16 protein-coding genes are annotated in these 14,223 nt (G+C 65.2%); 4 read left to right on the forward strand and 12 right to left on the reverse strand.

Annotation, left to right across the window (positions count from 1 at the left end; genetic code table 11):
- Positions 1 to 13: 13 nt before the first annotated feature.
- From ftsR to idi, 9 genes are all read right to left on the reverse strand, one after another.
- On the reverse strand, positions 14 to 751 hold the full coding sequence (gene ftsR, locus CH302_RS08240; RefSeq protein ID WP_037189245.1) for a transcriptional regulator FtsR: 738 nt from the start codon (positions 749 to 751) through the stop codon (positions 14 to 16).
- Complete coding sequence (gene odhI, locus CH302_RS08245; protein WP_032377955.1) at positions 748 to 1,245, reverse strand: oxoglutarate dehydrogenase inhibitor Odhl; 498 nt, start codon at positions 1,243 to 1,245, stop codon at positions 748 to 750. Before odhI ends, ftsR begins: the two co-directional genes overlap by 4 nt.
- A gap of 213 nt (positions 1,246 to 1,458) precedes the next feature.
- Entirely contained in the window at positions 1,459 to 1,863 is a 405-nt protein-coding gene (gene gcvH, locus CH302_RS08250) for a glycine cleavage system protein GcvH (RefSeq protein WP_037189244.1), read from the reverse strand.
- A gap of 41 nt (positions 1,864 to 1,904) precedes the next feature.
- Positions 1,905 to 2,654 (reverse strand): DUF881 domain-containing protein, encoded by a 750-nt coding sequence (locus CH302_RS08255; protein WP_037189243.1) that lies wholly within the window; start codon positions 2,652 to 2,654, stop codon positions 1,905 to 1,907.
- Between the two features lie 3 nt (positions 2,655 to 2,657).
- Positions 2,658 to 3,086 carry a small basic family protein gene (locus tag CH302_RS08260; protein ID WP_082323574.1) on the reverse strand — a complete coding sequence of 143 codons (429 nt, stop codon included), beginning with the start codon at positions 3,084 to 3,086 and terminating at the stop codon, positions 2,658 to 2,660.
- On the reverse strand, positions 3,083 to 3,880 hold the full coding sequence (locus tag CH302_RS08265; RefSeq protein WP_230596205.1) for a DUF881 domain-containing protein: 798 nt from the start codon (positions 3,878 to 3,880) through the stop codon (positions 3,083 to 3,085). Before CH302_RS08265 ends, CH302_RS08260 begins: the two co-directional genes overlap by 4 nt.
- Positions 3,881 to 3,984: 104 nt before the next feature.
- Positions 3,985 to 4,587: a CDP-alcohol phosphatidyltransferase family protein gene (locus CH302_RS08270; RefSeq protein WP_037189241.1), complete on the reverse strand. Its 603-nt coding sequence runs from the start codon at positions 4,585 to 4,587 to the stop codon at positions 3,985 to 3,987.
- 61 nt (positions 4,588 to 4,648) lie between these two features.
- Positions 4,649 to 5,284 (reverse strand): NUDIX hydrolase, encoded by a 636-nt coding sequence (locus tag CH302_RS08275; protein ID WP_037189240.1) that lies wholly within the window; start codon positions 5,282 to 5,284, stop codon positions 4,649 to 4,651.
- A gap of 26 nt (positions 5,285 to 5,310) precedes the next feature.
- Positions 5,311 to 5,919: an isopentenyl-diphosphate Delta-isomerase gene (gene idi / locus CH302_RS08280; RefSeq protein WP_037189239.1), complete on the reverse strand. Its 609-nt coding sequence runs from the start codon at positions 5,917 to 5,919 to the stop codon at positions 5,311 to 5,313.
- A gap of 44 nt (positions 5,920 to 5,963) precedes the next feature.
- Between idi and CH302_RS29955 the strand changes: the two genes are divergently transcribed.
- From CH302_RS29955 to CH302_RS08290, 3 genes are all read left to right on the forward strand, one after another.
- Positions 5,964 to 6,122 carry a hypothetical protein gene (locus tag CH302_RS29955; RefSeq protein WP_170946016.1) on the forward strand — a complete coding sequence of 53 codons (159 nt, stop codon included), beginning with the start codon at positions 5,964 to 5,966 and terminating at the stop codon, positions 6,120 to 6,122.
- A gap of 103 nt (positions 6,123 to 6,225) precedes the next feature.
- Positions 6,226 to 6,483 carry a hypothetical protein gene (locus CH302_RS08285; RefSeq protein ID WP_032398144.1) on the forward strand — a complete coding sequence of 86 codons (258 nt, stop codon included), beginning with the start codon at positions 6,226 to 6,228 and terminating at the stop codon, positions 6,481 to 6,483.
- Positions 6,480 to 7,742, forward strand: a complete 1,263-nt coding sequence (locus tag CH302_RS08290; protein ID WP_037189238.1) for a cupin domain-containing protein — start codon at positions 6,480 to 6,482, stop codon at positions 7,740 to 7,742. Before CH302_RS08285 ends, CH302_RS08290 begins: the two co-directional genes overlap by 4 nt.
- A gap of 6 nt (positions 7,743 to 7,748) precedes the next feature.
- Here CH302_RS08290 and CH302_RS08295 read toward each other — a convergent pair whose 3' ends face one another.
- The 3 genes from CH302_RS08295 to CH302_RS29960 all read right to left on the reverse strand — a co-directional run bounded on the left by CH302_RS08295 (position 7,749) and on the right by CH302_RS29960 (position 10,586).
- On the reverse strand, positions 7,749 to 8,510 hold the full coding sequence (locus CH302_RS08295; protein WP_037189237.1) for an SDR family NAD(P)-dependent oxidoreductase: 762 nt from the start codon (positions 8,508 to 8,510) through the stop codon (positions 7,749 to 7,751).
- Positions 8,511 to 8,536: 26 nt separating this feature from the next.
- On the reverse strand, positions 8,537 to 10,333 hold the full coding sequence (locus tag CH302_RS08300) for an acyl-CoA dehydrogenase (RefSeq protein WP_037189236.1): 1,797 nt from the start codon (positions 10,331 to 10,333) through the stop codon (positions 8,537 to 8,539).
- Between the two features lie 109 nt (positions 10,334 to 10,442).
- The gene (locus CH302_RS29960) at positions 10,443 to 10,586 is read right to left on the reverse strand and encodes a hypothetical protein (RefSeq protein WP_155292892.1); all 144 of its coding nucleotides are present in this window, start codon (positions 10,584 to 10,586) and stop codon (positions 10,443 to 10,445) included.
- A 90-nt stretch (positions 10,587 to 10,676) separates the two neighbouring features.
- Between CH302_RS29960 and car the strand changes: the two genes are divergently transcribed.
- Positions 10,677 to 14,204, forward strand: a complete 3,528-nt coding sequence (gene car / locus CH302_RS08305; protein ID WP_037189966.1) for a carboxylic acid reductase — start codon at positions 10,677 to 10,679, stop codon at positions 14,202 to 14,204.
- Positions 14,205 to 14,223 lie beyond the last annotated feature (19 nt).

The raw sequence follows: 14,223 nt of genomic DNA on the forward strand, positions 1-14,223 counted from the left end.
ACGCGAGCGAGCGTCACCGATCGAGTGCACCGCGCACCGCTGCTTTGACCAGGCAGGTGTGCAAGGTCAAGGACAGTGCGGCCAACTCGCGAATCATTTCTTCTGCTCGATCGCGCGCACCGGCGTCTCGTCCCTTGGCAACGGGTCCGGCAATCTGCGCGACCAGGCCGGCTTCGCGGTCCGCCGCGAGCTTGAAGGCGCGGAGGTGGCGCACTTCGAGACCGAACTGCAACATCGCGTGCGCCGTTCGGGCGAGCGTCACGGCTCCGTCGTCGTAGAAACCGGCCTGCCCGGGGGTGATCAGACCGGCTCGCAGCAGCTCGGTGAGAAACGCATCGTCGATCCCCGCCTGAGCGAGTAGATCCGCCTTGGCGATACGAACCTCACGATCGGGCAGGAACTCCTCTGGGGACACCTCACCCGCGGCAACCGTGAGCGACCGCGGACGCTTGACCGATGCATCGGCCCGCTCCACGGTGGCGACCCCGTGGTCGATGGCTTCGAGTTGTTCCTTGATCACCTTGAGCGGCAGGTACTGATCGCGCTGCGCGGTCAGCACGAAACGCAGACGCTCGCAATCCGCGATGGAGAACCGCCGGTACCCCGACGGTGTGCGCTCCGGCGAGATCAGCCCCTCGGCTTCGAGGAATCTGATCTTCGAGATGGTGACATCAGGAAAGTCGGGCCGAAGTCGATCGAGGACGGAGCCAATCGACATCCCCCCGTTGGACTGCTGCCCGACGGCGGTCACTGGCTTCCTGCACCCGCAGACGCGTCGCCGACCTGAGATCCGTTGCCGCCCCGCGGTCCGGTGAGGAACACCAGGCGGAACTTGCCGATCTGGACCTCGTCGCCGTTGGCCAGCACGGCGGAGTCGACCGGCTCGCGGTTGACGTACGTGCCGTTCAGGCTGCCGACGTCGACGACCTGGAAGTCGTCCTCGTCCTGCCGGAACTCAGCGTGCCGACGGCTGACGGTGACATCGTCGAGGAAGATGTCACTGTCGGGATGCCGACCGGCCGAGGTGGTCGGCTGGTCGAGCAGGAACCGTGATCCGGCGTTCGGTCCTCGCTTGACGACGAGCAGTGCGGCACCGACAGGCAACCCCTCGACACCCGATACCGGAGCTTCGGTGCTCTGGGCGGCCGCGGAGTTGTCCAGCTCCTGCAGGAAATCTGCACGGAAGACCGAGGTGGTCTCTGCCGGTGACTCCCCGTAGTTGCTGTCGTTGTCGTTCTGGCTCACCGTTACTCCTTCTCAGTCCGTTCACCCGGGGCAGAGAACGCCGCGGGTAACGCAGTACATGGTCTTCACATCAGGTGTTGCTTGGCGTTCGGTGTTGCGTAGCGTCGTACAGCTTGCTGGACCTTCGCCCCGACAGGGTATTCGCTCGGTGTCGACCGTACCCTGCGCAGCGGGGGCCGTGTGGCCTGTTGGCTGGTGTCGACAGCCGGCCGATCACTCGGCCGTGATGTCAGCATATCCGGCGGCATCGAGCATCTGCGCCAGTGCCGCGTCCAACTCCTCCGGTGTCGAAACCTCGAGGTCGATCAGCCAGCCTCCGGTGTAGGGTCCCGAGTTCACCTTCTCCGGTTCACCGTCCAGATCCTGGTTCACGGCAACCACTTTCGCGGTCAGAGGGCTGAACACGTCGGACACGCTCTTGGTGGATTCGACCTCGCCGAGAGACTCGCCCGCAGTGACGGTGTCGCCGATCGAGGGAAGCTGAACGAACACCACGTCGCCCAACTGCGCCTGCGCGAAATCGGTGATACCGATGCGCACCGTTGCAGGCCCCGTGCGCTGCACCCACTCGTGCTCGGGGGTGTAGTACAGATCAGCTGGTGTGTCGATGTCGCTCAACGCGGCATTCCCTTCGATCGTGGCCCGGGGCGAGCGGGCGGTCAGTTACCGGGCTGAGCGTATTGACGCGGGCGCGGGTCCCGCAAGGCGGACACCGTGACCTGGTCCGACTGCGCGATGTTCGACGTCGCACCGTTGCGAGTCACCGTGTCCACGACCCCGCCGGGAATGTTCAGGGCCGACGCGAGCGTCGGCGGGTCTCCGATGGCAGTGAAGGTGTACGGAGCTCGCAGTTCTCGACCGTCGACCACCACCCGACCCGCGGAACCGGCGATCCACGAATCGACGCCGATGCGGACGGCATCTGCCCCGCCCTCGAGCTGGAGTGCTTCGGCACCGGCGGCGCGCAGTTCCTGCATGGCGTCCAGCAGCACCTCGGATCCCACACCCGAGCTCGGGTCCTCGATCACCAGCGTCACGCCTGGCCCCTGGGCTGCGACGGTGCCTACTTGAATCGACAACGCGGACAATCGTTCCTGGGCTTCCGCCACTGCGGCCTCCGATCCCGAACCGGACTCGCGCAACGTTGCCAGAGTGGCCTGCAAGGTGCTGATCTCGTCCCGGATGGACGCCTCGCGACGGGTCAGGGTGTCCAGCACGACCAGTAGGTCCTCGGGCCTGGAGTTCTCCAGGCCATCGGTGGTGCTCGCCTCTCGTACCTGCGTGGCAAGGCCGATTCCCAGGACGCACAGCAGAGCGAGCGCGAGAACGCCGAATGCCGCTCCGCGCCTTCGCCCCTCTGCATCGGGACGTCGCGCGCGCCATCCGTGCCTACCGCCGCCTGCCGTCATGATCTAGGCACCGAACAGACGTCTGCGCAGAGCGGCCGCGTTGCCGAAGATACGAATTCCGAGGACGACGACGATGGCCGTCGACAGCTGAGTTCCCACCCCGAGCTGGTCGCCGAGCCACACGATCAGGGCCGCGACCAGGACGTTGAAGACGAACGAGATCACGAACACCTTCGCGTCGAAGATTCCGTCGAGGAAAGCCCTGACACCGCCGAACACCGCGTCGATCGCCGCGACTACGGCGATCGGCAGATAAGGCGCAACCACGGCCGGAACCTGAGGACCCGCGACCGTGCCGATGACGACCCCGACGATCAATGCGGCAATTGCGGCGAGGGCGTAGACGCCGTGGGTGGGGGTGATCGGAGCGTCCGCCGACACCGGCACGTCGGACTCGGCCGATAGGGCATTCGGTGGATCGTGCTCCGTCATCGTGGGCCTGCCTCCTCTGCCTGGAACGACTCTCTCACAGCGGCGGGACCGAACTCGAGATCGGTTGCCGGGCGCACCGTGAATCCGACGCCGTACAGCTGCGCCACCGTGCTCATCCGTAGATAGGCGTCACTGACGACGAACTGGACCTGAATGCGCTGCGGCGGCCCGATCGCGTCGATCTCGTAGGGCGAGTCGATAGGGCGATTGTCCAACAGCATTGCCCCGCCTGCCTGCCGGATGGTCACGTTCGGTCCGACGCGAATACCGTCCACCGACACCGCCTCGGCACCGCTCACCCACAACGAATTGACGATCGCTGCGATGTCTCGATCGAGCACGGCCGCGCCCGAACCCCGGCGAACCGACCGATCCGACGCACCGTCCTCGGCCACCGGTTCGGTGACGACGACCGAGAGCCCGGGACCGGACACCGAATCGATGCCCGCGGCGGATTCGACAGCGCTCAACCGGTCCAACAACGCACTGCCCGAGACATCGGACTGCAGGGCTCTGTCACGCTCCGAGGACACCTGCTCGGCCAGAGCCTGTTGCGTCGCTTCCAATTCGGCACTGCGATCCTGTGCGGCGCGGACAGCAGCCGACGCATCGGAACCTGCACGGTCCACATCGGCGCCGGAAGCCAATTGCGAGAACGCGATACCGAAGATCACCCCGACCACGACGGCACCGCCCAACAACCAGAGCGCCGCAGGTACCCGCGGCTTGCGGGTGTGCTGCGCCGTACGTTCGGCGGCCGCTGCGCCGTATCCCGGGTCCAGATGGTCGGTCAACAATGACGTCAGCAGCGACGGGACGGGATTCCTCCTGACCTGTCTGACCGGTCGTTCCGCAGGCTCCACTCCTGACCTGGCCGGTCGTTCCGCAGGCTCCACCGTCAGGTGCCGGCCACAGTCGGCTCGACTGCCCTCGCGACAGCGATCGCTTTACCGAGGTACAGCAGACCGGTCCAGACGTACAACGCCGTGCCCCAGATCAGCAACGCGTATCCGAGTGGTCCTGCAGCGTCGGCCACCGAATTGCTGCCGGCGGAGACCAGCAGGACCGGCAGCGCGATCATCACCACGAAGGTGGCGGCCTTACCGAGGTAGATGACGTCCGGAGGCGGGAGGGATCTGCGGCGATAGACGAACATCGTCAGTCCGAGTACGGCATCGCGCCCGATGAGTATCGCTGCTACCCACCAGGGAATGATGCCGCGCACAACGAACGCCACCAGGGTGCTGACGACGTAGAGCCGATCGACCAGCGGATCGAGGATGGCACCCAGCTTCGATGCCTGACCGAGCATGCGAGCCAGTTTGCCGTCGAGCCAATCGGTTCCACCGCTGACGAGCAGGATCACCAGCGCCCACCCGTCGGCCTGGGGGCCCAGCATGAGGTAGAGGAACAGAGGAACGCCCAACAGCCGGACTGCGCTCAGCAGGTTGGGGATGGTCGCGATGCGATCCGACACCTCGAGCTCACGATCGTTCGTCATCGGCGATCACCTCCTTCTCGTCCTGCTCGTCGTGGTCTGCCCACCCGGGCCTGCGGCCACGTTAGCGCCACGCGAACACCGGCTGTTCGAAGTCCGCGACTCGGGTGTGTCGACCGTGCAGTGCCACTTCACGAAACTGGTGGACGATCGCGCCGGTCGGAGCGTGGATGGCCCCGGATCGGTACGGCCATCGAATGACCGGACGCGTCGATTCGGGAATCGACACGAATTGGGCGTCGACGTCGAGTTCGTGGACCGTCACCTCGAACACTTCGGCCACCTCGTCCTCGCTGGGCTGCAACGAGGACGAGTAGTCGCCGACCCACACCACGAACGGCGTGATGACATACCCGGATCGAGTGACGTAGTCGTCCAACCTGCCGAGCACGTCGGTCTCATCGGCTCGAATCCCCAACTCCTCGGCCAATTCCCGCAGACAGGCCTGCATCCTGGATTCGCCCGGGTCCACACCGCCGCCGGGCAACGCGTACTGGCCCGGATGCGCGCGCAACCGATCCGGCCTCCTCGTCAGAAGCATCCGCCTGTCCCCCGGCGGCCCACCGATCGCAACGGCGACGGCAGCGGCGCGCAATCCGTCGGCTTCGGCGGTGCGATGGGCGAAAGGGGCGAGTTCGCGCGCGACGGAAGCCCGGTCGAGCAGGTCCTCTTTCGGCCTACCGGAATCGTCGACAGTCACAGCACGACCCTAGAGGCCCGGGGAGCTCAGTGAGTACCGGCAAGACGGGCGGCGGGGGGAAGCAGATCGTCCGGCGACGCCGGCCAACCGAGTGGCTCGTCGGCCAGAGCGGTCAACTGCTCCACCTGCGTTCGGCACCAGGGTGATACGTCGATGGTGCCGTCCAGCACTCCCGCGGAGAACTCGGGCCACGACACCCATCGAGTCTCCTCCACCTCGGCCGGATCGGGATCGAGTGTCGCGTGCTCGTCGACTCTCACGCGGTACACGGGACATATCTCGTTCTCCACGATTCCGTTGTCCATGACGGCGCGGTACCGAAAGTGCGGCAGTACCAACTCGGCGGATTGCGCACGCAGGCCCAGTTCTTCACCGATTCGGCGCAGTACGGCGTCGTCGAGCTTCTCACCGGGAGCCGGGTGGCCACAGCACGTATTGGTCAGCACTCCTGGCCAGGTCGTCTTGCTCGACGCTCTGCGCGTGAGAAGAACAGCGCCGTCCGATCTCACCACGTAGCTGGAAAACGCGAGGTGAAGGGGCGTGTCCTGCGTGTGGACGGTGGTCTTGTCATGCGTACCGACGGCACGGCCTTCGTCGTCCAGCAGCACCACGTGCTGCGCTCGGGATCGATCCATCGTTCCATGGTCCCACGGCCTCCGCGGCGGTCTACTGTCGAACCATGGGACGTGACGAGAACACCGACAACGAGAACCCGACAGAGACCGAAAAGACATCGGACACGCCGAAAGGCGGCCGACCAGGACCTGTGGACGGCGGCGGCGGAGGCGGGATGGCGACGCGGGAGAACGCCCCCGAGATCGCCGATGACTCTGCCTGAAATTCGCCACGCCACCGCTGTTTGAGAAACAGAGTTTGCGTCAATACCTCCGATGTTCTCGCGCTGCGCGGGCACACGAACCTCCACGACCGGAAGGACCTCGATGAGCATCAACGACGACGACATCACCACCACGGGCGGAGCCGCAGGCGAAGGACCCGCCGACGGCGGATCGAACCCCGGTGGCCATGACGGCGGAGCAGACGGCCCGGCCGGAGCCGGTGAAGGACCCGCCGACGGCGGATCCAACCCCGACGGTCACGACGGCGGAGCAGACGGCCCCGCCGGAGCGGGCGAGGGCCCGGCCGACGGCGGATCCAACCCCAACGGACACGACGGCGGTGCGGACGGTACCGCTTGAGCACTGACTCGAGCGGCGAGCGCGGATCGGATCATCGGTCCGCGCTCCGTCGTCTCACCGGTACCGACTTCGGGACGTTCGCAGACCAGCACTGGGGAATCGCACCCAAGCTCACCCGATCCGCCGAGCTGTCGGGATCGTTCGACGATCTGATGACACTCGACTCGGTGGACGAGCTGATAGCCGAACGCGGTGTACGTACCCCGTTCGTGCGCATGGCCAAGGACGGGCGTCTGCTGGACAGAACGCAGTTCACGGCGTCCGGCGGGTTCGGAGCCGAGGTGACCGATCAGGTGGATTCGGGCGCTGTGTTGGCGGCGTTCGCGGCCGGGAACACGCTGGTTCTGCAGGGCCTGCACCGGCTGTGGCCGCCGCTCATTCATTTCGTCGGCGATCTCGTCCGCGAGCTGGGCCACCCTGTGCAGGTCAACTCGTATGTGACACCGGCTGCGTCGCAGGGCTTCTCGCCGCACTACGACGTGCACGACGTGTTCGTCGTGCAGATCGCGGGCACCAAGCGGTGGAGCATTCACTCGCCGGTGCACGTTCATCCGCTCAACAACCAACCGTGGTCGGACCGACGGTCGGCCGTCGAAGCACACGCGCTCGGCACCCCCGAACTGGACGTCGTCCTCGAGCCCGGCGATGTGCTCTACCTACCGCGCGGGTGGATCCACTCGGCGCAGGCACTCGGCGACACCACCGTGCACCTGACCATCGGAGTGGCCTCGTACAACGACTACGACCTCGCCCACCACGTGCTGAAGTCGCTGGGCGACGTCGAGAGTCTGCGTGCTCCCCTCCCCGCCGGTCTCGACCACTCCGACCCTGAGTCCATCGTTCCGCATGTCCACCGAGTCGTGGACGCCATGCGCGCGGCGCTCGACGCGATCGGCCGAGACCCCGACGCCGTACGTCGACTGGCCGAACGCGTCGCAGATCGTCACGACGATCTCGTCCGACCGGAACCGGTGCGCCCACTGGCAAGCGTCGCCGCGATGGGAGCGTTGCGGGGTGAGGATTCGATCCGACTTCGGCCCGGTCTGTTCGCGCGCATCGTGCGATCGGCCGATGCCGTGTCCGTGGTCGTGCGCGCCAAGACCGTGACCATGCCGCTCCAGTGCGCGGACGCTCTCGACCTGCTGACCCGGGGAGCACCGTGGCGCCTGGATGCACTGCCCGGACTCGACACCGACGACGCGTTGGTGGTCGCGCGCAGACTCATCCGCGAGGGGATTGTAGTCCCGGCAGTGCTGTGACAGCCGTCAGGTGATCGTGATCCCACCGTCGACGGCGATGGTCTGACCCGTCACGTATCCCCCGGCGTCCGAGGCGAGCCAGATCGCGGTTGCGGCCAGTTCTTCGGGATCGCCCTTGCGTCCGAGAATCATTCGCGGAGCCATCGAGTCAAGGTATCCCGGCTGGTACGAGTCCGTCATCTCGCTCTGGAAGAAACCTGGCGCAATGGCGTTGACCCTGATGCCTTTTCGCGCGCCCCACTGCTGCGCGAGATCGCGGGTGAGGCCGATGATGGCTGCCTTGCTGGCGCTGTAGGCCGCCTGCGGAAGGCCTGCGGTGGTCAGCCCCAGAATGCTCGAGATGTTCACGATCGAACTGCCGGGTGTCATCACCCGTCCACAGGCCTGCGCTGCCCAGTACGACCCGTTCAAGTTGATGTCGATCACCGAGCGGAACTGCTCGGGTGTCTCACGGGTTGCGGGGTAGGCCGTGCCTACTCCGGCGTTGTTGATCAGAACGTCGACCTTTCCGAACTCCGTCATCGCGGCCTCGACCATCGCGGTGCACTGATCGGGGTCGACCACGTCGGTGGCGACCGTGATCGACCGACCTCCGACGCTGTCGATCAACTCGGCGGTCTGCGCCAACTTGTCCACTCGTCGTGCGGCGAGCACCACATCCGCTCCTGCCTCGGCGGCTGCCTTGGCGAATGCCACGCCCAGTCCGGAGGATGCACCGGTGACGATGACGACGCGACCGTCCAGGCGAAATTTGTCCAAGATCGACATGTTCGATGAATCTCCTTGTTTTCGACTCAGAACCAAGCGGGTGACATATCGAGGGTGGTGCGGTCCAGTCTCGCCAACAGATCGAGCTGAACATCCACCTTCGGCAATTCGTAGACGTAGAAGTATCTTGCTGCAGAACGCTTTCCGTCGTAGAAGTCTCCGGATTTCGTGCCGACCGCCAGCAACTGCTCCAGCCACATCCAGGCGATGACCGTGTGCCCCATCGCCTCGAGGTAGGCCGTGGAGTTCGCCAGCGCCACAGCGGCGTCGCCGGTACCCCACACTGCCGCGGTCACCTCGACGATTCTGCCGAAGCGTGCGTGCAGTTCGGCGGCGTACCGAGCAGCGTCACCGCCCGCAGCGTGCGCCCGCTCGACTGTCTCTCCGATGTGTTCGGACAGCAGAGCCAATCCCGCGCCGCCCTGCATGATCACCTTGCGCCCGAGCAGGTCCAGACCTTGAATACCGTGTGTGCCCTCGTGAATGGGATTGAGGCGATTGTCGCGGTAGTGCTGCTCGACGTCGTAGTCACGGGTGTATCCGTAGCCGCCGTGCACCTGAATGGCGAGACTGTTGGCTTCGAGGCACCACTGTGACGGCCAGCTCTTGGCGATGGGCGTCAGTACGTCGAGCAACAGTGTCGATCGCGCCGCTTCGGCATCGTCGGACGCCGAGTCCTGATGATCGACCAGACGTGAGCAGTAGAGTCCGAGCGCCAGCGCACCTTCGACATAGGACTTCTGCGCCAACAACATTCGACGAACGTCGGCGTGTTCGATCAGCGCGACCGCAGGTGCGGCCGGATCCTTGGCGCCGAGCGGTCGGCCCTGAGTGCGGGTCTTCGCGTACTCGACCGACTTCAAGTAGCCGACGTACCCGAGGGCGATCGCGAGGAATCCGACGCCGATCCGGGCTTCGTTCATCATGTGGAACATGTACGACAATCCGCGGTTCTCCTCTGCGACGAGGAAGCCGACTGCTCCGGGTTGCCCACCGGGAGAGTGGGTTCCGTCGCCGAACGCCAGCAGGGTGTTCGTGGTGCCGCGGTTGCCCATCTTGTGATTGAGGCCGGTCAACACGATGTCGTTGCGCTCGCCTGTACCTCCGTCGCCGTTCGGGAGGAATTTGGGAACGATGAACAGCGAGATTCCCTTGACACCCGGAGGGCCTCCCGGGGTCTTGGCGAGCACCAGGTGGACGATGTTCTCGGTGAGTTCGTGATCTCCACCCGAAATCCACATCTTGGTACCGGTGATGCGGAAGCTACCGTCGTCCTGCGGTACCGCCTTGGTCGTGATGTCCGCCAATGACGATCCGGCCTGCGGCTCCGACAGACACATGGTTCCGAACCAGCGCCCGTCCAGCATGGGCCGGACATAATCACGCACCTGATCCGGCGTGCCGTACGTCGCGATCAGGTTGGCGTTGGCCATGGTCAGAAACGGGTACGAGGACGTCCCGGCGTTGGCGGCCTGGAAGAACGCCATCGCTGCCCGGGAGACGGTCGCGGGCAGTTGCATGCCGCCGATCGATTCGTCGAACTGCCCGGCGATCAGACCCGCCGACGCATAGACATCGAGCGCTTCCTTGACTTCCGGTATCAGCTCGACCGAACCGTCCGCATTCATCGTCGGCTCCTGTGCGTCCGCCTTCTTGTTGTGCGGCGCGAAGTGTTTGCGGGCGATGTCCGCACTGAGGTCGAGGACCGCGTCGAAGGTCTCCTTCGAGTGCTCCGCGAAGCGAGGTCGAGCAGTCAGTGCCGCCACGTCCAGCCATTCGTACAGCAGAAAATCCAGGTCGCGTCGCGAGAGGACGTCCGACATTCACTTCTCCGATCGAGAGGGGGCACCGCCGCCGCATGGGTCGTTCCGTAGAGGTTCCACTCCTGCGTGAGCGCTGTGACGCACGTGACTACTTTCCTCACCATACAAGTCACGTTTCGCCGGCCACGCCGAGCATCGCGACAGACCGTCCGGCCTGCGGGCTGTTGATCGGTTGGACGTCCAAAGCCGCAGCAGGGCAGACATTTACGGCGAACCGGACTATGAGCAGCATCACGATTGAAAGAAGCCTCATCGGCATATGCTTACCTTTGATAACGATATTTGATCGAACAATCGACAGCGCCCGGCAGTTCCGGTGCGCATCGTCGGAGGGGAGTCGAGCATGACGCACACACTGGCCGTCGACAGCGAACGTGAGCGGGAGATCAGACAGCGTGACCGCTTCACCGAGCTCCACCGGTCCGATCGGGAGTTCCGAGCGGCAGAGCCGGACAGCGCAGTGGCCGACGCCGCCCAGGAGTTGTCGCCGAACCTGGCCCGCGTGGTCGCCGAGATCATGACGCGTTACTCCGATCGGCCTGCCCTCGGCCGCCGAGCTCGAGAGATCGCACGAATCGATGACAAGAACACTCTTCGCCTGCTCCCCCGCTTCGACACTGTCACCTACGGCCAGGCGTGGAGCGACGCCGGTGCACTCGCCTCGGCGCTGACCCACGACGCAATCGGTATCGCTTCGGGAGACTTCTTCGCAACGCTGGGATTCGCGAGTGCCGACTATGTCGTAGCGGAACTGGCCACTATCCGACTCGGCGCGATTGCCGTTCCGTTGCAGGCCGGAGCCACCGCGGGCCAGCTCTCGGCCATCGCCGACGAGGTCGAACCTGTCGTCCTCGCAGCCGATGTCGACAACCTGTCCGTCGCGGTCCAGGTCGCCACGCAGTGCAGGTCCATTCGGCGAATCGTCGTCCTCGACCACGACGGGGCGATCGACGCACATGCACGGATCATGGAGTCCGCGCGCAGCGATGCCGACCGGGTGGGAGTCTCCGTTCGGCCGCTCACCGAGCTGGTCGGCGACGGCGCGCAACTCCCGGAGGTTCCGCTTCCGGACGACGAGGATCCCGACCGACTCGCGACGCTGATCTACACCTCCGGCAGCACCGGAACCCCCAAGGGGGCGATGCACACCGAACGAATCGTGTGCGGAGCATGGACCGGTGCCTGGCACCACACCGGAGCTTCCTCCGAAGCCAGCGACCGGCCGGCCTTCCCGGTCATCACCCTCGACTACCTTCCGATGAGCCATCTGGCCGGCCGCGGCCTGGTCTTTTCGACGCTGGCGGCCGGCGGCACCGTCCACTTCGCAGGAGCGAGCGACCTGTCGACCCTGTTCGAGGATTTCGCGCTCGCTCGGCCCACGATGGCCCTGTTGATCCCGCGGGTGTGCGAGATGATTCGGCACAACGTCCTCGCCGAGATCGACCGAGAGGTCGAACGCTCTGCCGGTGGCGATGCCGACAGCACGCGTCGAGAGGTACTCGAACGCAACAGGATCGAACAATTCGGTGGACGTATCCTGGCAGCGATGGTCGGCACCGCACCGATCGCTCCCGAGGTCAAGGACTTCGTCTCGGAACTGCTCGATATTCGGGTGCGCGACAACTACGGCTCCACCGAGGCCGGAATGGTGTTGCACGACGGCGTCGTTCAACGCCCGCCGGTGATCGAATACAAGCTCGACGATGTGCCCGAACTCGGTTACTTCTCCACCGACACACCGCATCCGCGCGGTGAGCTCCTGCTCAAGACGGCGTCCATCATTCCCGGTTACTACAAGCGACCGGACGTCACGGCCGACGTCTTCGACTCCGAGGGCTTCTATCGCACCGGTGACGTCGTCGCCGAGCTCGAGCCGGACCGACTCGCCTACGTCGACCGACGCAAGAACGTTCTGAAGCTGGCCCAGGGTGAGTTCGTGGCCCTCGCCCGCCTCGAAGCGCTGTTCGGTACCAGTGAGCTGGTCGACCAGATATTCCTCTACGGCAACAGTCAACGGGCGTATCTCCTGGCAGTCGTCGTTCCGGCTCGACCGGACACAACCGCGGGTTCGGTCATCGAATCGCTGCAAGAAATCGCTCGCCAGGAATCGCTGAACTCGTACGAAATTCCGCGTGACGTGACCGTCGAGCACCAGCCGTTCACACAGGAGAACGGGCTCTTGTCCGGTGCAGGCAAACAACTGCGACCCAAGTTGGTCGAGCGCTACGGAGACGAACTCGAGCGTCGTTACGCAGAACTCGAATCCGGTCAGAACGAGCGCCTACGTGAGCTCAGGCGCAGTGGTGCCGATGCCCCTGTCCTGACCACGGTCGGCGATGCCGCACAGGCCCTGCTGGGATGCGCCGGGTCCGATGTTCGCCCCGATGCTCACTTCAGCGACCTGGGCGGAGATTCTTTGTCGGCGTTGACGTTCTCGACGCTCCTCCGTGAGATCTACGATGTCGATGTTCCGGTCGGTGTGATCACCGGGCCCGCCATGGACCTGGCAGCACTGGCCGAGTACATCTCCTCCGCCCGCGACAACGATTCCGACACGGCCACATTCGCATCGATCCACGGTCGCGGCGCAACCGTCGCCGAGGCGTCCGACCTGCGGCTGTCGGCATTCCTCGACGACGCCCTCCTCGACGCCGCGCACCACATTCCGGGCCCGCGAGAACAGACCAGCACGGTCCTGCTGACCGGTGCCAACGGATACCTCGGTCGCTTCCTGTGCCTGGAATGGCTCGAGCGCATGGCCGAGATCGGAGGAAAGGTGGTCTGCCTGGTGCGCGGACGCTCCGATTCCGACGCGCGAGCCCGACTCGACGCAGCCTTCGACAGTGGAGACGCCGAGCTGTCGGAGCGGTATCGAACCTTGGCCGACGCTGCGCTCGAGGTCGTGGCGGGCGATCTGGGCACGCCCCGGTTCGGACTGGGTGACGAGGACTTCCGGACGCTGTCCGAGCGGGTCGATCGCATCGTCCATCCCGCCGCGCTGGTCAACCACGCCCTGCCCTACGAGCACCTCTTCGGCCCCAACGTCGTCGGCACGGCCGAGGTGATCCGGCTGGCGCTCACTCACCACGTCAAGCCGGTGACCTACCTGTCGACGGTGGCCGTCGCAGCGGGCGTCGAGGATTTCCGAGAGAACGGCGACATTCGCGCGGACAGCCCGTCGCGGGCTGTCGACGATTCCTACGCCAACGGGTACGGCAACTCCAAGTGGGCCGGTGAAGTGCTGTTGCGCAACGCATTCGACGAGTTCGGCCTACCGGTGTCGGTCTTTCGCTCGGACATGATTCTTGCGCACAGCACGTGGACGGGTCAGCTCAACGTGCCGGATGTGTTCACGCGTCTGATCCTGTCGGTCGTCGAAACCGGTCTGGCTCCGCACACGTTCTACGCCACCGACACCGGGGCACCGACCGACGAGAAGGGACGACCGCTGGCCCACTACGACGGACTGCCTGCCGATTTCAGTGCGTCGGCCATCACGTCGATCGCGGGTGGGGATACCTCGGGCTACCGAACCTTCGACATCCTCAACCCACACGACGACGACATCTCGCTGGACACGTTCGTCGATTGGATCCGTGCCGCAGGTCGCGACATCGAGATAGTCGACAACTACGACGAGTGGTTCGAGCGTTTCAACGCAGCAGTCGAGGCTCTTCCGGAGAAGCAGCGTTCGCACTCGCTGCTCCCCCTGATCGATTCGTACGCACACCCGCAACACCCGTCGTCCGGGGCGATGCTGCCCGCCGACGAGTTCGCCTCGGCCGTCGGGGATATTCCGCACCTCGGGCGCGAGTTGATCGAGAAGTATCTCTCCGATCTCGTGGCGCTCGAGCTCGTGAGCACGCGGTAGAGCACTTCCCGACCGGTTG

The organism is Rhodococcus sp. 15-2388-1-1a, assembly GCF_002259145.1.
Taxonomy (GTDB): Bacteria; Actinomycetota; Actinomycetes; order Mycobacteriales; family Mycobacteriaceae; genus Rhodococcoides.